The organism is Leifsonia sp. 1010 (genome assembly GCF_031455295.1).
Lineage (GTDB): Bacteria > Actinomycetota > Actinomycetes > Actinomycetales > Microbacteriaceae > Leifsonia.
Genome location: NZ_JAVDSL010000004.1, coordinates 169858 through 195920, shown reverse-complemented (window position 1 = coordinate 195920; position 26063 = coordinate 169858). Strand labels below are relative to the sequence as shown.

The window sequence follows — 26063 nt, the reverse complement described above, 5'->3', positions numbered from 1 at the left end:
GTAAACGGTGGATAAACGCTGTCTGTGGAGGAATCCGCTCAGGAACCTCGTGCGCGGACAGCCGGGGTCAGGGGCGGACGGACGTGGGGAGGCGGTCGTTCTCGTCCTCGTACACATTGAACCGGTATCCGACGTTGCGCACGGTGCCGATCAGCGACTCCAGGTCGCCGAGCTTGGCCCGCAGGCGCCGAACGTGGACGTCGACGGTTCGCGTTCCTCCGAAGTAGTCGTATCCCCACACCTCGCTGAGCAGCTGCTCACGTGTGAAGACGCGCGAGGGATGCGTCGCGAAGAAGCGGAGCAGCTCGAACTCCTTGAACGTGAGGTCGAGCTGGCGGCCGTGCGCCTTGGCCGAATAGCTCGCCTCATCGATCGTGATGCCGGAGGCCTGGATCTTCGACTGCGAGTGCTCCTGCGTCTGGCGGCCGATGGCCAGACGGATGCGCGCATCCAGCTCGGCGGGGCCCGCGGAGTCGAGCACGACGTCACTGACGCCCCAGTCGGCGCTGACCGCGGTGAGCCCGCCCTCGGTGAGCACCAGGACGAGCGGGACAGTGACGCCGGTCGTCGTGAGGATCTTGCAGAGCGACTTCGCGCTCGCCAGGTCGCGCCGCGCATCCACGAAGATGAGGTCGCAGCTCGGGGCGTTGACCAGAGAGGCTGGCTCGGCCGGGATCTGACGCACCCGGTGGCTCAGCAGCGCGAGGGACGGCAGCACCTCCGCGCCCGGACCGGCGGCGTCGGAGACCGAGGAGGGAGCCCCTGGGGTGCGGGGCGCGGTGGGGTTCGGCGCAGAGGTCAGGATCAGAAGCTGCGCCACACATTCCTCCTCACCCGCCGGGAAACCGTGCCGCAATGCTACCGGAAACAGCCGCCCGCCCTGTCCGGCAGCCGCCGCGGGCTCACGCCGGGGCACAATGGGAGGGTGAGCGACGACACCCCGGACACCCCTCCGATGCATGTGATGGGCCCGGCCGCCGCGGCCGGCCCGGTGCAGCCGCCGCTGCCGCGGTGGGCCACACTCACCAGCGTCGGCGCGGTATGGGCGGTCTCGTTGCTGCTCGGCATCCTCATCGGCACGGTGGCGCGGCCGGCCGAATACGCCTCCTGGCTGTCCCTCGCGCTGGGCGTCTCGGTGCTCCTGGGATTCGTCGCGCAGCTGGCGACGCAGCAGAAGGATGGGTTCATCGACCGGCTGGCGGTGACCTTCGTCGGCAGCTTCATCATCCTGGGACTGTTCGGGGGCATTCTTGCCCTGGTGTCGGCGGCTGCTGGGTAGACTGGCAGCATGCTGGTCGCTCTCGAACTCTTCTTCATCGGCCTTCTGGGCCTGGCCACCCTCGCCATCCTCGGCGTCTCGGGCCTGGTGGTCTACAACCTCTTCCGCGGTCAGCGCTGAGCCCTGAGGCCGTAGCCATGATCGAGATCCCCACCGATCTCCCCGCCGAGCTCGTCCCTCTCTCCTGGCTGATCGGCGTCTGGGAGGGCACAGGCGTGCTCGACTACGCCATCGACGAGGAGCACACCCAGCTGGAGTTCGGCCAGCGCGTCAGCTTCAGCCACGACGGCCTGGGCTACCTCAACTACTCCGCGACCTCGTGGGTGCTCGACGAGCAGAACACGCCGCTCGCCGCCGAGACCGGCTATTGGCGTCTGCGCCGCAAGCTGGTCGAGGGCGACGCGGGTCCGGCGATGCTTCCCGGTGTCGGCGCCCGACCGTTCAACACGGCGCAGTCCGTCGAGACGCTCCGCAACTCCCACGGCGCCTTCGACATCGACGTCGCGATCATCCATCCGGACGGCGTGAGCGAGATCTACGTCGGCCAGGTGGCCGGTCCGCGCATCGACCTGGCGACCGACGCGGTGCTGCGGACGGCCGGGGCGAAGGAGTACACCGCGGCGACCCGCCTCTACGGTCTGGTGGACAATCACCTGCTCTGGGCGTGGGACATCGCCGCCCTGGGCCAGGAGCTGCGCACGCACGCCTCCGCCCGGCTCGCCAAGGTCGACTGAGAGGCGCCGTCCATGCCCGACCAGCCGGAGCCCGATCAGCGCTCACCGTTCCTCGATCTGCCGGGCGCCGTCGACACCGACGGCACGGGCGTTCCCACTCACTACGGCAGCCCCCTCGCCGAGCAGCGCGCCCTCGCGGAGCGCGGCGCGATCGTCGACCTGTCCGACCGGGCCGTTCTGACCATCCAGGGTCCGGACCGTCTCAGCTGGCTGAACTCGCTCACGAGCCAGGCGCTCACCGGGCTGCGGCCGGGGGAGTCGTCGGAGACCCTGCTGCTGGATGTGACGGGTCGCGTCGAGCACGCCGTCCGGCTGGTCGACGACGGCGAGACCCTGTGGCTGCTGGTGGACCGACCGGAGGCGGAGGGTCTGCTCGGCTGGCTCGACTCCATGCGTTTCATGCTGCGCGTCGAGCTCGCCGACCGCACGGCCGACCTCGCCACGATCGGCACGCTGGGCGACCCGCCACTGCCGCTGGCGGCGCCCAACGCCGTTCCCCTGGTCTGGCACGATCCCTGGCGCGCCGTGACGCCGGGCGGTCACCAGTACGCGCACGGCGAGCATCCCGGAGCGGGATGGTCGTGGAGCGAGCGCCTCGTCCCGCGCGACGCGCTGCCCTCGATCGTCGCCCGCGTCCGCTCGGGCGAGCTGTCGGTCGCCGGAACGCTGGCCGCCGACGCCCTGCGCATCGCGGCCTGGCGGCCGCGCTTCTCGACGGAGGTCGACGAGCGGACCATCCCGCACGAGCTCGACTGGCTGCGCACGGCGGTGCACCTGAGCAAGGGCTGCTACCGCGGGCAGGAGACCGTCGCCAAGGTGCACAACCTGGGCCACCCGCCGCGGCGCCTGGTGATGCTTCATCTGGACGGGTCGGAGGGTGTGCTCCCCGCATCCGGAGCCGTCGTCTCCGCCGCCGACCGCGAGGTGGGTGCCGTGACCTCGTCCGCGGTGCACTACGAGCTGGGGCCGATCGCGCTCGCCGTGGTGAAGCGGTCGACCGACCCCGACGCCACGCTGACTGTCGAGGCGGACGGCGTGCAGGTCGCCGCCGGGCAGGAGATCGTCGTGCCGCCGGAGGCGGGCTCTGCAGCGCAGGTTCCGCGGATCCCGCGTCTGGGTGCCGTCACCCGCACTCCGCGTTCCTGAGCGGCTGACGCGACACCGCTGGGCCGCAGGATCCGACTGCCGCTTGGCCGCCGAGTTAGGTTAAGCTAACCTAACTTTCGTGACTGCGACCGCCGGCCTCCTCGCCTCCGACGTGACCATCGCCTACGACGGCGTCGACGTCGTCCACAGTGCCGACCTCCTTCTCCCGCGCGGCCGCGTGACCGCCCTCATCGGCCCGAACGGCAGCGGCAAGTCGACGCTCCTGCGTGCGATCGCCCGGCTGAAGGATGCGCGCAGCGGCTCGGTGCTGCTGCGCGGCGCGGCGGATGCCGAAGCGACAGACATGGTCGACGCTCTCGCCCTCTCCCGTCCGGAGTTCGCCCGCCGCGTGACCCTGCTCGCCCAGAGCCGTCCGACGCCCGCGGGCCTCAGCGTCCGGGAGGTCGTCGGGTTCGGGCGCCACCCGTACCGCCGTCGCTTCCGCTCGACGGACCCCGAGGGCCGTGCCGCCATCGACCGCGCGCTCGAGCTGACCGGCGTCGCGGCGTTCGCCGACCGGGGTGTCGAATCCCTCTCCGGAGGTCAGTTGCAGCGCGTGTGGCTCGCGTGCTGCCTCGCACAGGAGACGGATGTGCTGCTGCTAGACGAACCGACGACGTACCTCGACCTGCGCTACCAGGTGGAGATCCTCGACCTCGTCCGCGAGCTGGCCGACCTGCACGGCGTCACCGTCGGCCTCGTGCTCCACGACCTGGACCAGGCCGCCGCCGTCTCCGACCGCGTCGTGCTCCTCCGCTCCGGCCGCGTCGTCGCCGCCGGTTCCGCCGCCGAGGTGTACGACCCCGAGCTCCTGACCGACGTCTACGGCATCCGCATCGACGTCGAGACCGATCCGATCTCCGGCGTCCCGCGCACGCGGGCCGTCGGCGCCCACCACCTCCGAACCGAAAGGACCCGATGAACATCCGACGACACCTGCCCGTGGCAGCCCTGGCGGTCGCCGCCGCGATCGCGCTGAGCGGTTGCGGCACGACCGAACCCGCCAGCGGCGAGACGAACGGCGGGGCCGCCCTGACGGTCACCGACGCCCGTGGCGAGAAGGTCCGCCTCGACGGTCCGGCGAAGAAGGTCGTCGGCACCGAGTGGAACGTGGTCGAGATGCTGCTCACCCTGGGCGTCGAACCGGTGGGCGCCGCGGATGTGAAGGGCTACAGCGCCTGGGACACCGCGGAGAAGCTGCCGAAGGGCGTGAAGGACATCGGGACGCGCGGGGAGCCGAGCGTCGACACCGTCGCAGCGCTCAAGCCGGACCTGGTGGTGGCGACGACCGACCTCTCCGACTCCGCCATCGATCAGCTGGAGCGCGTGGCGCCGGTGCTGGTGGTCCGGTCGGCCGACGCCTCCCGCCAGTTGGAGCAGCTGACCGACAACGTGAACCTGATCGCGAAGACGACCGGCACGGAGGGTCGCGCGAAGACCGAGCTGGCGTCGTTCGACACGGCGGTCGCCGACGGCAAGAAGAAGCTCGCCGACGCAGGTCTGTCGGGTGCGAAGGTCGCTTTCGCCGACGGATGGGTGCAGGGCAACAGCGTCTCCGTCCGTCCATACGCGGCCGGGTCGTTGATCTCGGACGTGAACGAGAAGCTCGGCCTCGCCAACCCGTGGACGTTGAAGGGCGACGAGGCGTACGGTCTCGCCGCGACCGATGTGGAAGGTCTGACCTCCCTCGGAGACGTGCAGTTCGCCTACATCGCCAACGATGTCGATGGCAGCGACCCGTTCCAGGGGGCGCTGAAGGACAACGCCGTGTGGACGTCCCTGCCGTTCGTCACGGCGGGCGATGTGCACCGCCTGCCCGACGGCATCTGGATGTTCGGAGGCCCCGCGTCGATGAAGCAGTACGTCGCGGCGCTGGTCGACGCCCTCACGAAGTGACACAGGCCCTCGCCGTCCGCCGGGCGACCGGTGGACGGCTCGCCCTTCTGGCCTGCGCGGCCGCGGTCGCGGTGGTGGCGCTCTCCCTCATCCACCTCTCGCAAGGGACCGCCGTGCTCGGGCCGGACGCCCTCTGGCGTGCTCTGACCGGGGGAGTGGGGGCGGGGGAGTCGGGTGCAGCGCAGGCGGATGCCGTGCTCGCCGCCTCCCGGCTGCCCCGCCTCGCGGCCGGGCTCGTGGTCGGCGCGACCCTGGGTGCGGCGGGGGCGGCCCTGCAGTCCGTCTCCCGGAACCCCCTGGCCGCCCCCGACACGCTCGCGGTGAACGCAGGTGCCTACCTAGCCGTCGTCGCCGTCGCCGCCTTCGGTATCTCCCTTCCGGTGCTGCCGGCCGGAGCGATCGCCTTCTGCGGCGGTCTGATCGCGGCGATCGTCGTGCTGGGGCTGTCGCGCGGCGGAGCCGGCCCGGTCCGGCTGGTTCTGGCGGGTTCCGCGCTGACTCTCGCGCTGAGCGGGGTCAGCGGGATGCTGCTGCTCTTCTACTCGCAGGAGACGACCGGCCTGTTCGCATGGGGCAACGGGTCGCTCGTGCAGACCGGGATGGACGGGGTGCTGCAGCTGCTGCCGCTCGCCGTCGTGGCCTTCGCCGGTCTGCTGGTGCTCTGCCGGCGGCTCGACATCCTCGCGCTCGGTGATGACGGCGCCGTCTCGGTCGGGGTGAACCCGCGCACCACCCGCGCGGTGGTCGTGGTTCTCGCGGTGCTCCTCTCGGCGGTGGCGGTGACCATCGCAGGGCCGATCGCGTTCGTCGGGCTGTGCGCGCCTGCGATCGTGCGGCTGCTGGCGTCGCGGGTGCCCGGGCTGGCTCGTCATCGGGCGTTCCTGCCGGCCTCCGCGGTGGCGGGGATGCTCGTCGTCCTGATCGCCGACGTGCTGCTCCGCGCGGTGTTCGGCGGCCAGGCGGGCGTCGCGGTGCCGACCGGGATCGTGACAACGGTCTTCGGCGCCGGCGTGCTCGTGTTCCTGGCCTACCGGTCGCGCGACACGTCGTCGAACACCGCGACGAACGCCGCCGTGAAGCTCCGCAGCAGGCGCGCCTTCGTGATCACGCTCGTCGTCTGCTGCATTGCTCTCGTCGCCGCAGTGGTCGCCGCTGTCCTCCTGGGGGATGCGCGACTCCTGCTCGGCGACGTCTGGAACGGCATCACCGGCCGGGCCGGACGCGTGGTGTCGTTCGTGCTCGACACGCGCCTTCCGCGGGTCGCCGCAGCACTCCTCGCGGGTGCGGCCCTCGCCCTGGCGGGCACGATCGTGCAGGCGGTGTCAGGCAACCCGCTCGCCGAACCCGCCATCCTCGGCGTCGTCGGGGGAGCGGGCGTCGGAGCGATCGCCGTCATCACGGCCGTCCCGCTGGCGAGCTTCTGGCTGGTCGGCGGAGCAGCGCTCGCCGGTGCGGCGGCCGCCGCCGTGCTGGTGTTCGGCCTCGCCGCACGGCGTGGGCTGGAGCAGAACCGTCTCATCCTGATCGGCGTAGGCGTCTCGTCCGGCGCGACCGCCCTGACCAGCCTGTTGATCGTGCTGACCGATCCGTTCAACGGCGCGAAGGCGCTGGTCTGGCTGTCCGGTTCGACCTACGGGCGAACGTTCCCCCAAGTGCTGCCGGTGCTGGTGGTGCTGCTGGTCGCGGTGCCGCTGCTGGCTGCGGCCACTCGGGAGCTCGACATCGTCGGACTGGACCCGGACACCCCGCGGGTGCTCGGCGTCCGGCTCGGCCGTGCCCGGCTCGGGCTGCTGGCGATTGCCGTCGCCCTCACCGCCGCAGCCGTGGCGGCCGTCGGCGTGATCGCCTTCGTCGGGCTGGTCGCTCCCCATGCTGCCCGGTCGCTGGTCGGACAGCGGCACGCGCGCGTGCTGCCGGTCGCCGCGCTGCTCGGGGCGATCCTCGTCAGCGTCGCCGACACGGTGGGCCGGACGTTGATCGCGCCCGCGCAGATCCCGGTCGGTCTGGTCACCGCCGTGATCGGGGCGCCGTACTTCCTGTGGCTGCTGTGGAGGTCGCGGGCGGAGGCGTGAGGTGGGCTGCGGGGCGCGGCCCGTCGCCTCAAGGGTTCGGTGCCACCGCATCCCACGCCACGGTCAGCTCGCCCAGCCGCCAGCGCGCCCGGCCGGCGGCGACCGGCCAGCCTGCGTCGCGCATCCCCTGGGCGACCGCGATCCAGCGCTGGCTCGGGCCGTAGGCGGCGAGGGGCGAGTGGATGCGCCACAGCCGGTCGAGATCGGCCAGGAAGTCGTGCACGCGCTCGCCCGGAACATTGCGATGGATGAGCGCCTTCGGGAGCCGCTCGGCGACGATCGAGGGGGCGTCCAGACCGCGAAGCCGCAGCGAGACGGTCAGCGTGCGCGGGCCGGCGGTGTCGAGCTCCACCCAGCTGGAGATGCGCCCGATCTCGTCGCAGGTGCCCTCGACCAGGATTCCGCCCGGCTGCAGGCGCGCGCGCATCCGCTCCCAGGCCTCGGCCACATCCGCCTCCCGGTACTGCCGCAGCACGTTGAACGCGCGGATCACCGCGGCTCGCCGGCCGTCGGGCAGCGGCACCTCGAAGCCGCCCAGAGCGAACCGGATGCGCGCATCCGGCGCGAAGCCCGTCCGGCCCTCGCGCACCGCGGCCAGCTGCTCGTTCGCCGTGCGCACCCGGCCCGGTTCGATCTCGAGGCCGACGACCTCCACATCCGGTCGCACCCGGGCCAGCCGCTGATGCAGCTCCAGGGCGGTGACCCCGCTGGCGCCGTAGCCGAGGTCGACCACGACCGGGTCGGAGGTGCGGCGGAGCACCGGCTGCGCGGCGATCCAGCGGTCGACGCGGCGCAGCCGGTTCGTGTTCGTCGTGCCACGGGTGACCGTGCCGACCGCGCCGGAAGCCATGCCTCCATCCTGGCAGCGGGCGGGTTCCCGTCGCGCTCGCCGACATCGGCGACGCGATAGATTGGGGGCATGGCCGCTCCCTACACCCTGATCCTCCTGCGCCACGGCAGCAGCGAGTGGAACGAGAAGAACCTGTTCACCGGCTGGGTCGACGTGCGACTCAGCGAGACCGGCGTCGCCGAGGCGAAGCGGGCGGGCGAACTGCTCCGCGACTCCGGGCTCGAGCCCGATGTGCTCCACACGTCGGTCCTGACGCGCGCGATCCAGACCGCGAACTACGCGCTCGATGTCGCCGACCGGCTGTGGATTCCCGTCGAGCGCTCCTGGCGGCTCAACGAGCGCCACTACGGCGCGCTGCAGGGCCTCGACAAGGCCGAGACGCTCGAGAAGTACGGTCCGGAGCAGTTCCAGCTGTGGCGCCGCTCGTTCGACGTGCCGCCGCCACCCCTCGCCGACGACAGCGAATTCTCGCAGGTCGGCGACCCGCGCTACGCGGGCCTGGGCGACGACCTTCCGCGCACCGAGTGCCTGAAGGACGTCATCGCCCGCATGCTGCCCTACTGGGAGTCGGACATCACGCGCGACCTCGCCGAGGGCAAGACGGTGCTCGTCACCGCGCACGGCAACTCGCTGCGCGCCCTGGTGAAGCACCTCGACGGCATCTCCGACGAGGACATCGCCGGCCTCAATATCCCGACCGGCATCCCGCTCGTCTACAAGCTCGGCGAGGACTTCACGCCGCTCGAGCCGTCGTACTACCTCGACCCGGAGGCAGCGGCCGCCGGTGCCGCCGCGGTCGCCGCGCAGGGCAAGAAGTAGCCACGACCAGCACCTTCGTCGTCGTCGCGTTCCTCCGGGGACGCGGCGACGACGTGTCTCCGGGGTCGTTTCGGGAGACGTTTCCGGCTGGCGACTGGCCGCTGCATGTCACCATCGTGCCGCCGTTCGACACCGAGCTCGACGTGGATGCGGTCGCCGCGCTCATCCCGCGTGTTCCGCCCATCCCGGTCGTCGCTGCAGCCCGCGAGCGGTTCGGCGCGCATCGCACTGTTCCGGTGACGGTGCTGCGCACCTCCGAGCCGCTGCATGCGCTGCACCTCGCGGTGGTGGATGCGCTGGAGGCCGCCGGCACCGTCATCCGCGACCAGCGCCACCTGCGAGACGGCTACCGTCCGCACGTCACCGACCAGACCGCCGGCCGTCTGCACCCCGGCGAGCACGTCCTCCTGACGGAGCTCTCCGTCGTCGCCCGCGCTCCGCACTCCGCCCGGACCGTCGCCGCGCGCATCCCCCTCCGCCCCTCCGCCCCTGACCCCTACCCCCAGACCCAAGCCAACAGCTCCTGAGTTTTTCGCGCGAAACGCCGGAGCGCGAGGCGAAAAACTCAGGAGCTGTTGGCTGGGGAGGGGGGAGTGAGGGGGTTAGGAGGCGAGCTCGGGAGCCCAATCGCCGGTGGCGAGGTACTGCACCTTCTTGGCGATCGAGACCGCGTGGTCCGCGAAGCGCTCGTGGTAGCGGGAGGCGAGGGTCGCGTCGACCGTGTCGACAGCCTGGCCCTTCCACGTCTCGCCGAGCACCTTGTCGAAGACGCTGATGTGCAGCTCGTCGATGTCGTCGTCGTCGTTGCGGATCTCGTCCGCGAGGCGGAGGTCCTGCGAGCGGAGCAGCTCGGCCAGCTTCTGCGCGATCTGCACGTCGAGACGACCCATCTCGGAGAAGGTCGAACGGAGGCTCTTCGGCACGACCTTGTCCGGGAAGCGGTACCGGGCCAGCTGCGCGATGTGCTCGGCCATGTCGCCCATCCGCTCGAGCGACGCGCTGATCCGCAGGGCACTCACGACGATGCGCAGGTCGCGGGCCACGGGCTGCTGCCGGGCGAGGATCTGGATGGACAGCTCGTCGAGCAGCACCGTCAGCTCGTCGATGCGGTGGTCGTTCGCGATGACGTCCTCGGCGAGCGTCACATCCGAGTCGTTGAACGCCTGCGTGGCGTTCTGGATGGAGCGGACGACCAGCTCGGCGATCTCGACGAGGCGGTCCTGAACTTCCGCCAGCTCCTGCTGGAAGACTTCGCGCATGGGGTGTGGTCCTTCCTGGCGTGCGCGGGCACGCGGGATGTCGGGGCCTTCTGACCCCGTATTGCATGTTCGCCGTGGCAGGTTAACAAACGGTGCCCCCCGGCTGAACACTGTCTAACGTACCCGCGAAAACACGCGGCCGGTGGCGGGATGCGTCCATGCGCGTGCATCGTGATCACCTACGCTTGGGGCCATGGACTCCACCTGGTTGGTGCTGCTGTCGCTGGGCCTGGGGCTCGCCGTCGGCGCCGGTTTCGTGTGGATCCTGCACATCGCCGCGCGACGCGGCCATCACGCCGCCGAGGTGGTCAACCCGGCGGTGCCGGACGGCGTCGACCAGGTGCTGGACGCGCTCGAGTCCGCCGGCGTCGTGCTCGACCCGTCCAACAACGTCATCAAGGCGTCGCCCGGCGCCCACGCCATCGGCCTGGTCTGGAACGGCGCCCTCGTGCACCCGCACCTCGTCGACCTGGTGAACCGGGTGCGGCGGAGCGGAGAGTCCCTCACCGAGGAGTGCGAGCTGTCGCGCGGACCGTTCGGCGACGCGGGCATCCATCTGAGCGTGCGGGTCGCGCGGCTGGGCTCGCGCTACATCCTGCTTCTCGCGGAGGACCGCACCGAGTCGTTCCGGCTGGATGCGGTGCGCCGCGATTTCGTCGCGAACATCAGCCACGAGCTCAAGACGCCGATCGGAGCCGTCAGTCTGCTCGCCGAGGCGCTCGACGGCGCCTCCGACGATCCGGAGCAGGTGCGCCGCTTCGCCCTGCGGCTGTCGGAGGAGGCGCAGCGCCTCGCCCGCATCACGCAGGACATCATCGAGCTGAGCCGGCTGCAGGCGACGGATGCGCTGGGCAACGCGACCGAGCTGTCCGCCAGCAAGGTCGTCAAGGCCGCCATCGACCAGAACCGCGTGGCCGCAGAGACCCGCAACATCGAGATCGCCATGCGCGGCGACAAGGACGCCCAGGTCATCGGCAACGAGAACCTGCTGGTCACGGCTGTCCACAACCTGATCTCGAACGCCATCCAGTACTCGCCCGACGACTCCCGCATCGGGATCGGCGTGCGCAACACCGGAGGCGTTGTCGAGATCGCGGTGACCGATCAGGGCGAGGGCATCCCCGAGGAGGACCTCGACCGGGTGTTCGAGCGCTTCTTCCGTGTCGACCAGGCCCGCTCGCGCAACACCGGCGGCACCGGGCTCGGCCTCTCCATCGTCAAGCACGCCGTGCAGAACCACGGCGGCGAGGTGCGCGTCTGGTCGCAGCCCGGCCGCGGTTCCACGTTCACGATCCGGTTGCCCGAGGCATCCAGCGTCCGACCCCCGTTAGGAGACAACCAGTGACATCCATCCTGCTCGTCGAGGATGAGGCCTCGCTCAGCGAGCCGCTCGCGTACCTGCTCAAGCGGGAGGGCTACGAGGTGGAGGTCGCGGAGGACGGCCCGTCCGCGCTGGCCGCCTTCGACCGCGACGGCGCCGACCTCATCCTGCTCGACCTCATGCTCCCGGGCATCCCGGGCACCGAGGTGTGCCGCGAGATCCGCACCCGCTCGAACGTGCCGATCATCATGCTGACCGCCAAGGACTCCGAGGTGGACATCGTGGTGGGGCTCGAGCTCGGCGCCGACGACTACGTCACGAAGCCGTACTCGTCGCGCGAGCTGCTGGCGCGCATCCGTGCCGTGCTCCGCCGCCGCGTCGACGAGGAGGAGCAGCAGGACGACGGCGTGCTCGAGGCCGGAACGGTGCGGATGGATGTGGACCGCCACACGGTCGCCGTCAACGGCGCGGAGATCTCCATGCCGCTGAAGGAATTCGAGCTGCTCGAGCTGCTGCTGCGGAACGCCGGACGCGTGCTGACGCGCGGCCAGCTGATCGACCGGGTGTGGGGCAGCGACTACTTCGGCGACACCAAGACGCTCGACGTGCACATCAAGCGCATCCGCTCGCGCATCGAGGAGAGCCCGTCGGAGCCGCGGATGCTGGTGACCGTGCGCGGGCTGGGCTACCGCTTCAACGCCTGAGGCGTCTCCCGGGCCGCTCGTCCCGAATACGAAGAAGCCGCCCCACGCGATGCGCGGGGCGGCTTCTGCTGTCTGGGGTGCCGGCCGGTAATCAGCCCGCGGCCGGCAGGATGGTCGGCGGCACGAGGCTCGCGTACTCGGGCAGCTGGCCGTCGAGCACCGGGACCTTGAGGTTGACGCCGGTCTGGTCGCCGTACTGGAAGTAGACGGGGAACAGGGCGCCGGGCTTGGTGGTGAACTCCGGGATCAGGACGTTGCCGGTGCCGCCGTTCTCCGGGTCCTGGCCGAGCTGCTTGACCTGGCCGGGCTGGACGGTGACGTACGCCGCGCTGGAGCTCTGGTCTCCGGCGCTGATGGCGACCCGGTGGCTCTTGCTGTCGGTGTTCACGAGGGTCACGACGAGGTTGCCGACCGTTCCGTCTTTCGCGTCGGTGACGATGATCGCGTTGCGGACGTCGATCGAGCCGACATTCCCGCTCACGCCGTCGCTCGCGTCGTAGTGCTTCGTGGTGGCCTGTGGGGCGATGAAACCGCATCCCGCGGTGCCGAACGCGACGGCCAGGGCGAGGGCGACGGACGCCGCGACTCGAGCTTTCACTGAATGACCCTCCCGGTGATTTTCCCCTGCAACTCTATCCCATCCGGAGGGGTCGTCCGGGGCCTCGGGAGGCGTGAGGGCGAACCTTAGCATGTGCCTCATGTGGTATCCTATTCATTGCTGAAGGGACAACAAATCTATGCTTTTCGAGGTTGGCGAGACCGTCGTCTATCCGCACCACGGTGCCGCAACGATCACCGAAGTCAAGAAGAGAATCATCAAGGGTGAAGAGAAGCTGTACCTCAAGCTCAACGTGACGCAGGGCGACCTGACCATCGAGGTCCCCGCCGAGAACGTCGATCTGGTCGGTGTGCGCGACGTCATCGGCCGCGAGGGTCTCGACCGCGTCTTCGAGGTGCTGCGCGCTCCGTTCACCGAGGAGCCGACCAACTGGTCCCGCCGCTACAAGGCCAACCTGGAGAAGCTCGCTTCCGGCGATGTCATCAAGGTCTCCGAGGTCGTCCGTGACCTGTGGCGTCGCGACCAGGACCGCGGTCTCTCCGCCGGTGAGAAGCGCATGCTCGCCAAGGCCCGCCAGATCCTGATCTCCGAGCTCGCGCTCGCAGAGAAGACCGACGACGAGAAGGCCTCCAGCCTGCTCGACGAGGTGCTGGCCTCCTAGGCGCTCCCGACGAATTCGAAGGCCCCGTCGCTCCGTGCGGCGGGGCCTTCGTCGTACGCGGAGCAGGCCGCCGGGTACGCTCGACGCGTGGACAGCATCCCCGGACCGCGCGTCGCGGTCGTCGTCGTGGCAGCAGGATCGGGCACGCGCCTGGGCGCCGAGCTCCCGAAGGCTTTCGTGCCGTTGCACGGCCTGACGCTGCTGGAGCGGTCGCTCCATGCCATTCGGGGCATGCGGCACGCGGTCGACCCGATCGTCGTCGCGCCGTCCGACCGCCTCGACGAGGCCGAAGCGCTGGCGCGACTCGCGATCGGCGGGCCGGTGACCGTCGTGGCCGGCGGGTCGACCCGGCAGTCGTCCGTCGCCGAGGGGCTGGCCGTGGTGGATGCGCGAGCCGACATCGTCCTCGTTCACGACGCCGCCCGGGCACTCGCGCCGACCGAGCTGTTCGACGCGGTGGTGGATGCGGTGGTCGAGCGCGGATACGGCGTGATCCCCGGATTGCCAGTCAGCGACACGGTGAAGCGCATCGGTGGCGACGGGCAGGTGCACGAGACCGTCGACCGGTCCGCGCTGTCGGCGGTGCAGACACCGCAGGGCTTCCCGCGCGAGCAGCTGCTGACGGCGTACGCGCTGGCCGAGAGCGACGAGACGGACGACGCCGGGCTCGTGGCCGCCGCCGGCTTCCGGGTGGATGTGGTGCCCGGCGACGCGCACGCCTTCAAGGTGACGACGCCGTGGGATCTCCGGCGGGCCGAGGAGCTGCTCGCGGGATCCACGACGCCGAGGATCGGCAGCGGGAGCGACACGCACGCCTTCGACGAAGGCGCGGAACTGTGGCTCGCCGGGCTGCACTGGCCGGGGGAGCCGGGGCTCGCCGGGCACAGCGACGGCGACGCCGTGGCGCACGCGATCGTCGACGCGCTGCTGTCCGCGGCCGGGCTGGGCGACATCGGCGGGGTGTTCGGGACGGGCGATCCGCGGTTCTCGGGCGCCCACGGGGAGGTGTTCCTCGCCGAGGCTCGGCGACTCGTGGAGGAGGCGGGGTTCCGGATCGGGAACGTGGCCGTCCAGGTGGTCGGCAACCGGCCGAAGTTCGCGCCGCGCAGGCAGGAGGCGCAGGAGCGCCTCTCGGCGATTCTCGGGGCTCCGGTGTCGGTCGGGGCGACCACGACGGACGGGCTCGGCTTCACCGGACGCGGCGAGGGGATCACTGCACAGGCGACCGCGCTGCTCCTGGGCTGAATCCGTCCACAACCCGGCACAGCGCGAGGTTTTCCCCAACTCGGTCATGGCGGAGCGACGGCCGGGGCGTGGCCCGTAGGCTTATGCCGTGACTCTTCGGCTCTACGACACCAAGGCGGGCGCTCTGCGCGACTTCGTCCCGTTGCGCGACGGCGAGGTCGGAATGTACGTGTGCGGGCCCACCGTGCAGTCGTCGCCGCACATCGGGCACCTGCGCTCGGCCCTCGTCTACGACCAGCTGCGTCGGTGGCTCAGCTACCGCGGGCTCGACGTCACGCTGGTGCGCAACGTCACGGATATCGACGACAAGATCCTGGTCAACGCGGCGGCCGGGCAGGCTGCGGGCGGCAGCGAGGAGTGGTGGGCGCTCGCCTACCGCTTCGAGCTGGAGTTCAGCGACTCCTACCGCGCGATCGGTGTCCAGCCGCCCACGTACGAGCCCCGCGCGACGGCCAGCATCCCGCAGATGCAGGAGATCATCCAGCGCCTCATCGACGCCGGTCACGCCTATCCGGCGGCGGACGGCTCAGGCGACGTGTACTTCGATGTGAAGAGCTGGCCGTCCTACGGCGAGCTCACCCGGCAGAGCATCGACAACATGGAGGCCGCGGCCGACGCCGACCCGCGCGACAAGCGCGACCCCCGCGACTTCGCCCTGTGGAAGGGCCGGAAGGACGACGAGCCCGCCTCGGCGTCGTTCGCGTCGCCGTGGGGTGACGGGCGCCCCGGCTGGCACATCGAGTGCTCGGCGATGTCGCGCCGCTACCTCGGACCGCAGTTCGACATCCACGGCGGCGGGCTCGACCTCCGCTTCCCGCACCATGAGAACGAGCTGGCGCAGTCGACGGCGGCGGGCGATGCCTTCGCGAACTACTGGGTGCACAACGGCCTCGTGAACGTGAACGGGCAGAAGATGAGCAAGTCGCTCGGCAACTCGGTCTACGCGGCCGATCTGCTGGGCGCCGCGCGTCCCCTGGTCGTGCGCTACTACCTCGGATCGGCGCACTACCGGTCGACCATCGACTACCACGACGGCTCCCTGAGCGAGGCCGAGGCCGCGCTCGACCGCATCGCCGGGTTCTTCGAGCGTGTGGAGCGGCGGCTGTCCGGCACCCGGTTCGCCGGGCACGGCGTCGAGGTCGTCCCCGACGCCTTCGCCGAGGCGATGGACGACGACCTCGCGGTGCCGCAGGCGCTCGCCGTGCTGCACGACACCGTGCGTTCAGGCAACGCGGCGCTGGATGCGGAAGACTTGGAGGCAGCGGCCACCGCGCGCGGGCACGTTCTCGCGATGACGGAGGTGCTCGGCATCAACCCGCTCTCGCCGCAGTGGCGGAGCGGTGGCTCGACCGCCGCGGACACCGCGCTCGGCGAGCTCATCGGTCGGCTTCTCGCCGACCGGCAGGCGGCCAGGGCCGCACGCGATTTCGCCGCAGCCGATCGCATCCGCGACGAGCTGGCGGCGGCAGGAATCACCATCGAAGACACCCCGACGGGGTCGCATTGGAGCATCGGATCATGAAGAACTCGGGTGGAAAGCCCCGCGCCGGAGCGGTGCGCAAGAGCAAGAAGGGCGCCCAGGTCGGCACCGGCGGCCATGGCCGCAAGGCGCTGGAGGGCCGCGGGCCGACGCCGAAGGCGGAGGACCGCGACTATCACCCCGCGGGCAAGGCCAAGGCGCTGCGCGAGCGCGCGGCGGCGAAGGCCGCGCGGAGCGGGCGCGACACCGCGCCGCGCGGTGCATCGGGCGCCTCGCGCCGGGCGAAGAGCGGAGACGAGAGCGAGATCGTCACCGGTCGCAACTCGGTGCTCGAGGCTCTGCGGGCCGACATCCCGGCGTCGACCCTCTATGTCGCCGCGCGCGTGGAGTTCGACGACCGCATGAAGGAGATCCTCTCCATCGCGACCGGCCGAGCCATCCCGATCCTCGAGGTCATGCGGCCCGAGCTCGACCGCCTCGCGGGCCGCGATGCGGTGCACCAGGGCGTCGCCCTGAAGGTGCCGCCGTACGAGTACGCGCACCCCGGTGAGCTGCTGGACCGCACCCTGCGCTCGTCGGAGACCCCGCTGTTCGTCGCACTCGACGGCATCACGGACCCGCGCAACCTCGGAGCGATCATCCGCTCGACGGCGGCGTTCGGCGGCCAGGGCGTCATCGTGCCGCAGCGCCGCTCGGTCGGAATGACCGCCGCGGCCTGGAAGACGTCGGCCGGGGCGGCCGCACGCACGCCCGTGGCGATGGCTCCGAACCTGACGCAGACGCTCAAGGAGTTCAAGAAGGCCGGAGTCTTCGTTCTCGGCCTCGACGGCGGCGGCGACGTCAGCCTCCCCGGACTCTCGTTCGCCGATCGGCCCGTGGTGATCGTCGTCGGCAGCGAAGGCAAGGGCCTGTCCCGCCTGGTGACCGAGACGTGCGACGCCGTCGTGTCGATCCCTATCACCGCGGCGACCGAGTCGTTGAACGCCGGCATCGCGGCGAGCGTCACGCTCTACGAGATCGCCAAGCTGCGCGCCGAGGCCCGCGCCGCGAAGTAACACGCGGCGTCAGACCCTCGACGGCGCTGGACTGTCGACGGCGCTGGACTGTCGACGCCGTCGGCCATCCAGGGCGTCAGACCTTCGACCGCCAGTCGTCGTCGTCCTCGTCGTCGTCCACCGCGGCACCGCTGCTCAGCACCGGAAGGCTGATGGTCTCGGTCGGCGGGGCGATGACGGTCGCCTCGTCGCGCCGGTGGCGCAGGATGTCGTTGATGTACGAGGTCAGGGCCTCCGCCAGAGGGACATCGCGTCCCTCCTTCTGCGACATGAACCAGCGGTGCTCCAGCAGCTGGTGGAAGACCTCCGCCGGCTCCAGCTTGCCCTTGAGGTCCGCGGGGATCGAGCGCACGACCGGCTCGAACACGCGCATCAGCCACTCGTGCGCCATGGCCTCCTCGTCCAGCCCCTCCTTGCCCAGGGTCGCCGCGTACGAGTCCAGGTCGTTGAGCAGGCGCCGGGCCTGGTTCTCGCCCGTGTCGAGCCCCGTGAGGCGGAGCAGGCGGCGCTGGTGGTGTCCGGCGTCGACGACCTTCGGCTGGATGCGCACCTTCGTGCCCTCCTCCGACGTCTTGATCGCCAGCTCCTCGATGTCGAAGCCCAGCTCGTTCAGCCGCTCGACGCGCTCGCTGATGCGCCAGCGCTCGGACGACGAGAACGACTCGCTGCCGGTCAGCTCCTTCCAGAGCTTCCGGTAGGCCGCCACGATGCCGTCGGAGAGGCTGATCGGGTCGAGCTCCTCATCCACCCGGCCGCCGGCCTCCAGGTCCATGAGCTCGCCGGCGATATTGACCCGCGCGATCTCCAGGTCGTTCTCGCGCTGCCCGTTCGAGAGGCCGCCCTCGTACAGCTGGCCGGTCTCCGCATCCACCAGGTAGGCGGCGAATGCGCCCGCGTCACGACGGAACAGGGTGTTGGAGAGCGACACATCGCCCCAGAAGAAGCCCACGATGTGCAGGCGCACCAGCAGCACGGCGAGAGCATCGACCAGACGGGTCGCGGTGTCCGGCCGGAGGGTCTGCGAGAACAGCGCCCGATAGGGGAGGGAGAACTTCAGGTGCCGGGTGACGAGGGCCGCATTCAGGGGGGTGCCGTTGTCATCCGTGCGGTTCTTGATCACCGCGACGGGATCGACGCACGGCACGTCGAGACGCTGCAGCGTCCGCAGCATGTCGTACTCGCGCTGCGCCATCTCCGCCGTCGTCTCCTTGATGGCGATGACGTAGCCGGAGAGGTTCGCGAACCGCACCAGGTGGCGGCTGATGCCCTTCGGCAGGAGGGCGATGTGCTCATTCGACCAGTCCTCCAGCGGAAGGTTCCACGGGAGGTCGAGCAGCGCCGGGTCGACGGTCGCTGCGGTGATGTTGACGGATCCGGCCACGGTGGTCCTCCGGTCGGTGGTGGGGCGGTGCTGGCTGGCGCAAAGCACTCTGCCGCAGCCCGATCCGGACTGCGGCAGAGTGAGGAATCGCTTCTTGGACCTTAGTCGACGACAGCTCCGCCGAGGCGCTCGCCCGACTCCGCGTGGAACACGTGGACGTGGCCCGGCTTCGGGGTGATGTAGACCGTGTCGCCCGCGTTCGGGTGGATACGGCCGTCGACGCGGCCGACGATGTCGGTGCGCTTGCCCTCGACCTCGGAGTGACCGTACAGGTAGCCGTCCGCGCCGAGCTCCTCGACGAGGTCGACCGTGACCTTGAGGCCGGTGCCCTCGGTGTTCGAGACGACGACGTCCTCCGGGCGGACACCGATGGTGACAGCCGAACCGGCGCTGGCGATGGTGTCGCGCTCGACCGGCACGACGGCCGAACCGAACTTGACGCCGCCGTCGGTGACGTCGGCCGTGAACAGGTTCATGGCCGGGCTGCCGATGAAGCCGGCGACGAAGACGTTGTTCGGCTGGGCGTACAGGTCGCGCGGGGTGCCGACCTGCTGCAGGACGCCGTCCTTGAGCACCGCGATGCGGTCGCCCATGGTCAGAGCCTCGGTCTGGTCGTGCGTGACGTAGACGGTGGTGACGCCGAGACGACGGGTCAGCGACGCGATCTGCGTACGGGTCTGGACGCGGAGCTTGGCGTCGAGGTTCGACAGCGGCTCGTCCATGAGGAACACCTGGGGCGAACGCACGATCGCGCGGCCCATGGCGACGCGCTGACGCTGACCACCGGAGAGCGCCTTCGGCTTACGGCCGAGGTACGGCTCCAGGTCGAGCAGCTTGGCGGCCTCGAGGACGCGCTGGGCGCGCTCCTCCTTGCCGACACCGGCGATCTTGAGCGCAAAGCCCATGTTCTCGGCGACGGTCATGTGCGGGTACAGCGCGTAGTTCTGGAACACCATCGCGATGTCGCGGTCCTTCGGCGGGACGTCGGTGACGTTGCGCTCGCCGATGAAGATGTTGCCGTCGTTGACCTCTTCGAGGCCCGCGAGCATGCGGAGGGACGTGGACTTGCCGCAACCGGAGGGACCGACGAGCACGAGGAACTCCCCGTCTGCGATCTCCAGGTCCAGTGCGTCCACGGCGGGGCGGGTCGAGCCCGGGTAGAGCCGGGTCGCCTTGTCGTAGGTGACTGTCGCCATTTTCTTCTTTTCTCCTTCACCGGCAGGTACGTGCCGGACGATCCGTTGTGAATGGATGAACGTGGCGTCTACGTCCGATGGGCGCCGATGCCACGTGGCCATAATATGGCATCGGCGGACATGCTCATGACCGGAGCCCCACCCGGACGTGCGGATGCTCGCCGCAGGCGCAGTAACCCGCGCGTTCCGCTGTACCCGCGCGTCCAGCCACCGTCTGGTCGATTCCCAGACAGGGGGTTTACGCTTTCCCGGTTGTGTGCGCCGGAGGTGCGCCACCCGCCGCGTCCCCTGCGCGGCCCGTTCGACCCGAGAGCAGTATCCGGAAGATATGAGCCCTATGACCGATCCCGACGACAGTCGCAACAGCGACGTCCGCGCGGCTGCGCGGGAGAAAGCACGACAGCTCCGCACCACCCAGCAGCGCAGGGATCGACGGAACCGCCTGCTGCTCTCCGGCGGCATCGTCCTCGGAGTCCTCGCCGTCGTGGCCATCGTCGCCGTCGTGATCGTCAGCGCGATCCGCCCGACCGTCCCCGGTCCGAAGAACATGGCCAGCGACGGCGTCGTCGTCGGCTCGGGCCTCAAGGTCAAGACGACGACCGCCCTCGCCGCCGACGCGAAGCCGGTCGCAAGCACGCCGGACCCGGCGGGCAGCACGGTCGACATCCGCATCTACGCCGACTACCTCTGCAAGCTGTGCGGCGACTTCCAGCGCACGAACCTCGAGCAGCTCGAGCCGCTGGTGAAGAACGGCGCGGTGACCGTGGAGATGCACCCGGTCGCGATCTACACCAGCCACTCCGCGGGCACGAAGTACTCGCTGCGCGCGGCCAACGCCGCCGCCTGCGTGGCCAACTACGACCCCAACGCCTTCTGGAAGTTCAACGCCTCGCTGTTCGAGAAGCAGCCGGCCGAGGGCGGCCCCGGTCTCAGCGACGACGTTCTGAAGAAGCGCGTGGACGCGGCGGGCGCGACCCGCACGGGCGAGATCGACTCCTGCATCGACGAGGGACGCTTCAAGTCCTGGGTGACCTCGGCGAGCGATCGGGCTCTCAGCGGCCCCATCCCGAACTCGGACGTCAAGAAGATGACCAATGCGCTCCTGGTGCTCGTGAACGGCAAGCCGTACACCGGGTCGCTGACCAGCGCGGACGACTTCAAGGCCTTCGTGCTGCAGGCGCAGGGCGACGAGTACTCGTCGACCGCGACGCCGACGCCCACCCCGTCTCCCTGATCCGGCGCGTCCGCCCGCTGCCCTAGGATGGGGTCGGCGGGAGACCGCCACCGCCGGCTTAGCTCAGTTGGTAGAGCACTCGCCTTGTAAGCGAGCGGTCGCGGGTTCGAGTCCCGCAGCCGGCTCCGTCGCGTCATATTCCGGGGCCATCGGACGTCTCTTGCAGGTGTGACCGATGACATCCGTACCGAGCTCCCGACCGCCCTCTCCTCCCGCGAGCACTACGTCCTCGGCGTGCCGGAGCGCGCGCAGCGCATGGAGGCCGACACCGTGGCCGCAATCGCGGCGGCCGTGGTCGGCGTCGTGTGCGTGCTGGCGTCCGCGGTCGGTGTGATCGCCCTGTATGTGGCCCCGCTCGGGGCGGGCGCTGTCGTGCTGTCGTCGGTGGTGGTCGGAGCTGTCGCGACGGCCCTCCTCGCGGGCGGCGCCTACGCCTGGTTCGCCGATCGGCGCGGCCGCGGCGTCTGAGTCGTCCGCGGGGATTTGGGCCGTTCGCGGGGCGCGGGCCGGGTGCCGCGCGCCCGGCGGGTGCGTTCAGTCGGCGCGCGCGGCGCCCGTCGCAGCGAGCAGGAGCCGATCGAGCGCGTCCGTCGGCGTGGTGGCGTAGCGGATGGCCACATCCCACACCCGCTCGTAGGCGGCCTCGCTGACGGCGAGCGACCGCGGGTCGCTGCGCTCCCACGACGGCTCACGAACCGGGAGGCGGAGCAGCCGCTCCCGGAGCAGGAACGCGATGTTGTCGGCGGGCGCGATGCCGCGCTGGCCGTCGCGGATGGACATGACGAGGTCGCCGATGGTCGTCGCGTGCCGCACCTGGGCGATGGTCATGCCTGCGAACCGGGCGAACTCATCCACCGTCAGCAGGTCGGGGAGCTTCGCCGCGTACTCCTGCGCGATGGCGCCGCGGAGCTGCATCCACGCGGCCTTCCGCTGCTCGACGCTGCCGGAGGCGCGCTCCGTCGTTGTGATCTCGGCCATTCTGTTTCCCCCGATCCTTGGGCGTATCGACGATGCCGTCCTACCCATAAGGGACGAGGTGTGCCGCGTCCGCATGACGCGGCGCACAGGACCCGCTCAGGTGCGGGGGCCGCGGGACACCTGGACGCGCCGCGGAGTCCGGGCATGAATGGAGTCATGTCTCCGACCAGCGTGCCCTCCCTGTTGTTCCTCCACGGGCGCTACGGCGTGCGCGACGACCTCGCCTGGATCGCCGAGCGCGCCCCTGCACCGTGGCGTCCCGTCCTGCTGCAGGGGCCCGTCTCTTTGGGGGACCGGTTCGAGTGGTTCTCGGTGGCCGACTGGGAGGGGGTGGGCGCGCTGTCGAGCAATGCCGCGCCTGCGGCCGACCGTCTTCTCGCGTGGATCGACGAGAACTGCGGCGACGCGCCGGTCGCCGCTGTCGGGTGGTCGCAGGGCGGCGCGACCGCTCTGCAGGTCATGCGGCGGTCGCCCGGCCGGCTCCGGTTCGTCGTCACGCTCGGCGGATTCACCACGATCGATGCGGAACGCGGGGATGCGGTGCTCGCCGGGCGTCGGCCGCCGGTGTTCTGGGGGCACGGCGCCGACGACGACGTCATCACGCCGAACGACATCGAGCGGATGCGCGAGTTCCTCCCCGGCCATTCGACCCTCGAGGAGCGGGTGTACCCGGGTGTCGGGCACGACATCTCCACGGAGATGGCGGACGACGCCCTGCGGTTCATCACCGAGCAGTCGGCCGAGCTGTAGCGGGGCGGCCGGCCCGTCGCTTCAGGCCGTCTCGCCCGCGTCGGTGCGCCGCCGCAGCTCCTCTTCCAGCCGCCGGATGCGCTGATCGCGTTCGGCTTCCGCGATCTCCCGCTCGAGCGCCGCGAGCTGCGCCTCCGTGCTGTTCGGTGCGAGGTCTCGCGCCGGGGCGGCCGCGGTCGGCTCGGCATGGACCGCCGGCATCCGGAGTGTCCGTCGACGGCCGGCCGACCCGTCGTACTCGCGGCCGACCGCGAACCACAGGATGCTGCCGATCAGCGGCAGCAGGATCACGACGAACACCCACGCCAGCTTCGGCAGGTGCCGCACCTGGTCGCTCGGCCGCAGGATGATATCCACCAGGGCGAACACGAACAGCGTCATGACGAGCAGCGGGACGACGAGCATGCCGCCGAGTCTAGAGGGAACGCTCAGCCGAAAGTCAGGACCTGCTCGCCCCACCCCGCACGCAGCCGGGCGTCGAGGTCGGGCACCACCCGGTCGCTCGCGCCGATGACGAGCGTCGCGCGGCGCTGCGGTTCGTACGCCGGCCAACCCGTGCCGGGCACGCCCGTGCGGGCGAAGTCCGTCCAGCGCCGACGCATCCGCTCGGAGACCGCTTCGGCGGTCCGTCGGCCACCGAGCAGGAACGACGGGTCGCGGGGGAGGGCGTCGAATTCGCCCCAGACGTACGGCAGGTCCGTCGCGTGGGACGCGCCGACGCCGGTGAGTCGGAGCAGGGGAGGGGCGAAGTCGAACCGGTAGAGGTGGGTGGGGGCGACGGCGCTGTGCCCGGCGGCGACCCAGAGCGCCGGCATCCGGAACGCGATGTCGGTGGCGACGCGGACGCCGCGTGCGGGACGCCGGCGGCCGTACAGCGAGAGCACCCGCTCGCGCTCGGGGAGGGATGCGCCGCCGCGCTCCTGCTCGGAGCGCATGGCGTCGAACATCCGGCGCAGCGCGGTCCGCCGGATCGGGAGCAGAGGCGACCGCATCAGGCGGAACAGTGTCGCCTCATCGTGTGTGCTCCCGATGAGGAGCGGAACGGGCATCCCGCGTCCGTCGCTGAGCACACGGATCGGGGCCTCGGGCAGGATGTCGTCGCCCACGATCGGGGCGAAGGCGAGCATCCCGGGGTGCTCCCGCGGGATCTCCGTGTAGACCGCCGCACCCGCATCCACGATCGTCTCGACGGGGACGCCGCGGAGCGCGCCGGGCGTCTGCGCGCCGGGGCCGAGCCGCTCGACGAACGCCCGGGCAACCGTCGCCGCGCGCTCCGGCCCGTACATCGACCCGGCGGGCGGGCTCTGCGCGATGGCGCGATGGAACAGTCCCGCCGCCGCGGGGGAGGCGAGCAGGGCGGTGACCAGCCCGGCGCCGGCGCTCTGGCCGAACACGGTCACCGAGTCCGGGTCGCCGCCGAACGCGTGGATGTTGTCGCGCACCCAGCGGAGCGCGAGGAGCACATCCCGCAACGCGACATTCGTCTCCGCGTTGTCGACCCCGACGCTCCGGACGTCGAGGAAGCCGAGCGCGCCTAGCCGGTGGTTCAGGGTGACGAGGACGACATCCCCGTCCGCCGCGAACCGGTCGCCGCGGTAGATGAGCTGACTGGATGCGCCCAGCGCGTACGCCCCGCCCTGCAGCCACACCATCACCGGGCGCAGGCCGCCGAACGGTGGCACGTGAGACGGGCGGATGACGTTCAGGAACAGGCAGTCCTCGTCCATCCGCGTCTCGCCGGGCGGCCCGAGCGGCACGGTGGGATTCGGGCGCTGCGGCGCCGCCGGCCCGAAGGCCACCGCATCCACGACGCCGCTCCACGGGGCAGCGGGGACGGGCGCGCGCCAGCGGAGCCGGCCGGTCGGCGGCTCGCCGTACCGGATGCCGCGCCACACGGACACGCGGCCGTCATCGCGTCCGCGGACAGCGCCCGCGGACGTGACGACGACCGGCCGACCGTTCACGCCGGAGCGGTCTCGTCCCACTGCATGAACGGGCGCAGTTCGAGCTGGCCGTTGCGTGCCATCGGGTGCCGCGAGGCGATCTCGATGGCCTCATCCAGGTCCTCGACCTCGAGGATGTCGAAGCCGCAGATCCACTCCTTGGTCTCGGCGAAGGGTCCGTCGGTGACGTAGCGTTTCCCGTCGCGCACGCGGACGACGCGCGATTCGGTCGGCGCCTGCAGCACTTCGCCGATGACGCGCTTGCCGCTGGCATCCAGCTCGTTCACCCAGATGTCGACATCGGACTCGTCCGACACGGTGTCCCGCTGGGAGTCGGTGACCACGAACATCATGTACTTCATCGTTCTTCCTCTCGATCGCGAACGCTTTCATACGGACGTCGAACGAGACGGCCCCTGCTCGACATTCTGGCCCGGGACGTCGAGATCGCGAAGGGATCGGGGCGGGGCGGACTCAGCAGATCGCCAGGGGGCGCGGGAGGAAGTTAGTGTAGCCTTACCTTAGTCCCGCCCCCTGCTTCGGAAGGCCGCCGTGACCATCCTCGCCCCCACCCGCACTGAGCGCCCCCGGCCCGCGTACCGGCCGTACCGCGCGGCCGTCGAGCGGATCCAGCGGCTGAGCCCGCACTTCACCCGCGTCACCTTCCGGTGCGACGACTTCACGCACTTCGGGACCGAGTGCCTGGATCAGCGGATCAAACTCCTCTTCCCGCTCGCGGACGGCTCGTACTCCGACCTCGGCATCGATGACGAGGAGGCCCACTTCGCGGGCGACTGGTTCGAGCGGTGGCGCGCCCTCCCCGACCACCTCCGCAACCCCTTCCGCACCTACACCGTGCGGGCGATCGATACCGACGGCTGCCGGCTCGACGTCGACTTCGTCGTGCACGCGGACGGCGGTCCCGCCTCCCGCTGGCTGCTCGGCGCGGCTCCCGGCGACGAGATCGTCGTGATCGGACCGGATGCGCGCAGCGAGCACCGCGGCGTCGGCATCGACTGGCGCCCCGGCGAGGCGCGCGAACTGCTGCTCGTCGGCGACGAGACCGCGACGCCGGCCATCGCATCCATTCTCGAAGCGCTGCCCGGTGGGTGCCGCGCGCGGGCGTTCATCGAGGTGCCGTCGGCGGACGACGCTCTCGAGCTCCGGCTGCCCGCGCATGCCTCCGTCACCTGGCTGCCGCGGGGCGAGGCGGTGACGGGCACCGAGCTCCTGCCGGCCGTGCAGCGGTGGCTCGCCGAGAACCCGCACGTCGTCGCTGCGGCGTCGGCGACCGCGTCGCAGAGTCTCGACGAGGTGGATGTGGACCGCGACATCCTCTGGGAGACTCCGGAGGACACGCATCCCGGCTTCTACGCCTGGATCGCGGGGGAGTCGGCGGCCGTCAAGACGCTCCGCCGCCTGCTCGTCCGCGACCACGGCATCGACCGCTCGCGCGTCGCCTTCATGGGCTACTGGCGCCTCGGCCGCTCCGAGAACTGAC

At 70.8% G+C, this 26063-nt stretch carries 28 protein-coding genes and 1 tRNA gene; 19 read left to right on the top strand and 10 right to left on the bottom strand.

Going from position 1 to position 26063, the window contains the following annotated elements:
• Positions 1-67 precede the first annotated feature (67 nt).
• Entirely contained in the window at positions 68-820 is a 753-nt protein-coding gene (locus tag J2Y42_RS16700; protein WP_396427170.1) for a DNA-binding response regulator, read from the bottom strand.
• A 105-nt stretch (positions 821-925) separates the two neighbouring features.
• Here J2Y42_RS16700 and J2Y42_RS16695 point away from each other — a divergent pair, with 105 nt between their 5' ends.
• The 6 genes from J2Y42_RS16695 to J2Y42_RS16670 all read left to right on the top strand — a co-directional run bounded on the left by J2Y42_RS16695 (position 926) and on the right by J2Y42_RS16670 (position 7127).
• Positions 926-1279, top strand: a complete 354-nt coding sequence (locus J2Y42_RS16695) for a hypothetical protein (protein WP_309860711.1) — start codon at positions 926-928, stop codon at positions 1277-1279.
• A 137-nt stretch (positions 1280-1416) separates the two neighbouring features.
• The gene (locus J2Y42_RS16690) at positions 1417-2013 is read left to right on the top strand and encodes an FABP family protein (RefSeq protein WP_309860708.1); all 597 of its coding nucleotides are present in this window, start codon (positions 1417-1419) and stop codon (positions 2011-2013) included.
• Positions 2014-2025: 12 nt separating this feature from the next.
• Entirely contained in the window at positions 2026-3159 is a 1134-nt protein-coding gene (locus J2Y42_RS16685; protein ID WP_309860706.1) for a glycine cleavage T C-terminal barrel domain-containing protein, read from the top strand.
• A 79-nt stretch (positions 3160-3238) separates the two neighbouring features.
• Entirely contained in the window at positions 3239-4081 is an 843-nt protein-coding gene (locus J2Y42_RS16680; RefSeq protein ID WP_309860703.1) for an ABC transporter ATP-binding protein, read from the top strand.
• Positions 4078-5055, top strand: coding sequence for an iron-siderophore ABC transporter substrate-binding protein (locus J2Y42_RS16675; protein ID WP_309860700.1), 978 nt, complete (start codon positions 4078-4080; stop codon positions 5053-5055). Before J2Y42_RS16680 ends, J2Y42_RS16675 begins: the two co-directional genes overlap by 4 nt.
• Positions 5052-7127: an iron ABC transporter permease gene (locus J2Y42_RS16670; RefSeq protein WP_309860697.1), complete on the top strand. Its 2076-nt coding sequence runs from the start codon at positions 5052-5054 to the stop codon at positions 7125-7127. Before J2Y42_RS16675 ends, J2Y42_RS16670 begins: the two co-directional genes overlap by 4 nt.
• Before the next feature lie 28 nt (positions 7128-7155).
• On the opposite strand, the gene J2Y42_RS16665 is transcribed toward J2Y42_RS16670, so the two are convergent.
• Complete coding sequence (locus tag J2Y42_RS16665; RefSeq protein WP_309860694.1) at positions 7156-7977, bottom strand: class I SAM-dependent methyltransferase; 822 nt, start codon at positions 7975-7977, stop codon at positions 7156-7158.
• A gap of 69 nt (positions 7978-8046) precedes the next feature.
• On the opposite strand from J2Y42_RS16665, the gene J2Y42_RS16660 reads away from it, so the two are divergent.
• Positions 8047-8796, top strand: coding sequence for a phosphoglyceromutase (locus tag J2Y42_RS16660; RefSeq protein ID WP_018191805.1), 750 nt, complete (start codon positions 8047-8049; stop codon positions 8794-8796).
• Positions 8797-8849: 53 nt separating this feature from the next.
• A complete protein-coding gene (locus J2Y42_RS16655; RefSeq protein ID WP_309860691.1) occupies positions 8850-9323 on the top strand; it encodes a 2'-5' RNA ligase family protein in 474 nt (157 codons plus the stop codon).
• 75 nt (positions 9324-9398) lie between these two features.
• Here the strand turns inward: J2Y42_RS16655 and phoU are convergent, their stop codons facing one another.
• Positions 9399-10055 (bottom strand): phosphate signaling complex protein PhoU, encoded by a 657-nt coding sequence (gene phoU / locus J2Y42_RS16650; protein WP_309860688.1) that lies wholly within the window; start codon positions 10053-10055, stop codon positions 9399-9401.
• 193 nt (positions 10056-10248) lie between these two features.
• Here phoU and J2Y42_RS16645 point away from each other — a divergent pair, with 193 nt between their 5' ends.
• Together J2Y42_RS16645 and J2Y42_RS16640 are read left to right on the top strand one after the other, a co-directional pair.
• Positions 10249-11400 carry a cell wall metabolism sensor histidine kinase WalK gene (locus J2Y42_RS16645; RefSeq protein WP_018191802.1) on the top strand — a complete coding sequence of 384 codons (1152 nt, stop codon included), beginning with the start codon at positions 10249-10251 and terminating at the stop codon, positions 11398-11400.
• Positions 11397-12080, top strand: a complete 684-nt coding sequence (locus J2Y42_RS16640; protein ID WP_018191801.1) for a response regulator transcription factor — start codon at positions 11397-11399, stop codon at positions 12078-12080. Before J2Y42_RS16645 ends, J2Y42_RS16640 begins: the two co-directional genes overlap by 4 nt.
• A gap of 91 nt (positions 12081-12171) precedes the next feature.
• On the opposite strand, the gene J2Y42_RS16635 is transcribed toward J2Y42_RS16640, so the two are convergent.
• Positions 12172-12678, bottom strand: a complete 507-nt coding sequence (locus tag J2Y42_RS16635; protein ID WP_309860684.1) for a hypothetical protein — start codon at positions 12676-12678, stop codon at positions 12172-12174.
• 139 nt (positions 12679-12817) lie between these two features.
• Here J2Y42_RS16635 and J2Y42_RS16630 point away from each other — a divergent pair, with 139 nt between their 5' ends.
• The 4 genes from J2Y42_RS16630 (at position 12818) to rlmB (ending at position 17080) form a co-directional block, all read left to right on the top strand.
• A complete protein-coding gene (locus tag J2Y42_RS16630) occupies positions 12818-13300 on the top strand; it encodes a CarD family transcriptional regulator (RefSeq protein ID WP_018191799.1) in 483 nt (160 codons plus the stop codon).
• Between the two features lie 87 nt (positions 13301-13387).
• Positions 13388-14545, top strand: a complete 1158-nt coding sequence (ispD, locus tag J2Y42_RS16625; RefSeq protein WP_309860680.1) for a 2-C-methyl-D-erythritol 4-phosphate cytidylyltransferase — start codon at positions 13388-13390, stop codon at positions 14543-14545.
• An 88-nt stretch (positions 14546-14633) separates the two neighbouring features.
• Entirely contained in the window at positions 14634-16067 is a 1434-nt protein-coding gene (gene cysS, locus J2Y42_RS16620) for a cysteine--tRNA ligase (protein WP_309860678.1), read from the top strand.
• Positions 16064-17080 carry a 23S rRNA (guanosine(2251)-2'-O)-methyltransferase RlmB gene (gene rlmB / locus J2Y42_RS16615; protein ID WP_309860676.1) on the top strand — a complete coding sequence of 339 codons (1017 nt, stop codon included), beginning with the start codon at positions 16064-16066 and terminating at the stop codon, positions 17078-17080. The genes cysS and rlmB overlap by 4 nt, the downstream gene beginning before the upstream one ends.
• A gap of 76 nt (positions 17081-17156) precedes the next feature.
• On the opposite strand, the gene J2Y42_RS16610 is transcribed toward rlmB, so the two are convergent.
• Both J2Y42_RS16610 and J2Y42_RS16605 read right to left on the bottom strand, forming a co-directional pair.
• The gene (locus J2Y42_RS16610) at positions 17157-18461 is read right to left on the bottom strand and encodes a DUF4032 domain-containing protein (protein ID WP_309860674.1); all 1305 of its coding nucleotides are present in this window, start codon (positions 18459-18461) and stop codon (positions 17157-17159) included.
• Positions 18462-18562: 101 nt separating this feature from the next.
• Positions 18563-19657, bottom strand: a complete 1095-nt coding sequence (locus J2Y42_RS16605) for a sn-glycerol-3-phosphate ABC transporter ATP-binding protein UgpC (RefSeq protein WP_309860673.1) — start codon at positions 19655-19657, stop codon at positions 18563-18565.
• A gap of 337 nt (positions 19658-19994) precedes the next feature.
• On the opposite strand from J2Y42_RS16605, the gene J2Y42_RS16600 reads away from it, so the two are divergent.
• The 3 genes from J2Y42_RS16600 (at position 19995) to J2Y42_RS16590 (ending at position 21359) form a co-directional block, all read left to right on the top strand.
• On the top strand, positions 19995-20891 hold the full coding sequence (locus J2Y42_RS16600) for a thioredoxin domain-containing protein (RefSeq protein ID WP_309860670.1): 897 nt from the start codon (positions 19995-19997) through the stop codon (positions 20889-20891).
• Between the two features lie 52 nt (positions 20892-20943).
• Positions 20944-21016 (top strand) — tRNA-Thr (locus tag J2Y42_RS16595).
• Positions 21017-21059: 43 nt separating this feature from the next.
• Positions 21060-21359, top strand: a complete 300-nt coding sequence (locus tag J2Y42_RS16590; RefSeq protein ID WP_309860668.1) for a hypothetical protein — start codon at positions 21060-21062, stop codon at positions 21357-21359.
• A 66-nt stretch (positions 21360-21425) separates the two neighbouring features.
• Here J2Y42_RS16590 and J2Y42_RS16585 read toward each other — a convergent pair whose 3' ends face one another.
• Positions 21426-21869 (bottom strand): hypothetical protein, encoded by a 444-nt coding sequence (locus tag J2Y42_RS16585; RefSeq protein ID WP_309860666.1) that lies wholly within the window; start codon positions 21867-21869, stop codon positions 21426-21428.
• A 156-nt stretch (positions 21870-22025) separates the two neighbouring features.
• On the opposite strand from J2Y42_RS16585, the gene J2Y42_RS16580 reads away from it, so the two are divergent.
• Complete coding sequence (locus J2Y42_RS16580; RefSeq protein ID WP_309860664.1) at positions 22026-22619, top strand: alpha/beta hydrolase-fold protein; 594 nt, start codon at positions 22026-22028, stop codon at positions 22617-22619.
• A 21-nt stretch (positions 22620-22640) separates the two neighbouring features.
• Here the strand turns inward: J2Y42_RS16580 and J2Y42_RS16575 are convergent, their stop codons facing one another.
• From J2Y42_RS16575 to J2Y42_RS16565, 3 genes are read right to left on the bottom strand one after another with little or no spacing between them, the layout of a single operon-like run.
• Positions 22641-23024: a PLD nuclease N-terminal domain-containing protein gene (locus J2Y42_RS16575; RefSeq protein WP_309860662.1), complete on the bottom strand. Its 384-nt coding sequence runs from the start codon at positions 23022-23024 to the stop codon at positions 22641-22643.
• A gap of 23 nt (positions 23025-23047) precedes the next feature.
• Positions 23048-24583 (bottom strand): carboxylesterase/lipase family protein, encoded by a 1536-nt coding sequence (locus J2Y42_RS16570; RefSeq protein WP_309860660.1) that lies wholly within the window; start codon positions 24581-24583, stop codon positions 23048-23050.
• Positions 24580-24924, bottom strand: coding sequence for a YciI family protein (locus J2Y42_RS16565; RefSeq protein WP_309860658.1), 345 nt, complete (start codon positions 24922-24924; stop codon positions 24580-24582). The genes J2Y42_RS16570 and J2Y42_RS16565 overlap by 4 nt, the downstream gene beginning before the upstream one ends.
• A 190-nt stretch (positions 24925-25114) precedes the next feature.
• On the opposite strand from J2Y42_RS16565, the gene J2Y42_RS16560 reads away from it, so the two are divergent.
• The gene (locus J2Y42_RS16560) at positions 25115-26062 is read left to right on the top strand and encodes a siderophore-interacting protein (RefSeq protein WP_309860656.1); all 948 of its coding nucleotides are present in this window, start codon (positions 25115-25117) and stop codon (positions 26060-26062) included.
• Position 26063: the final 1 nt, after the last annotated feature.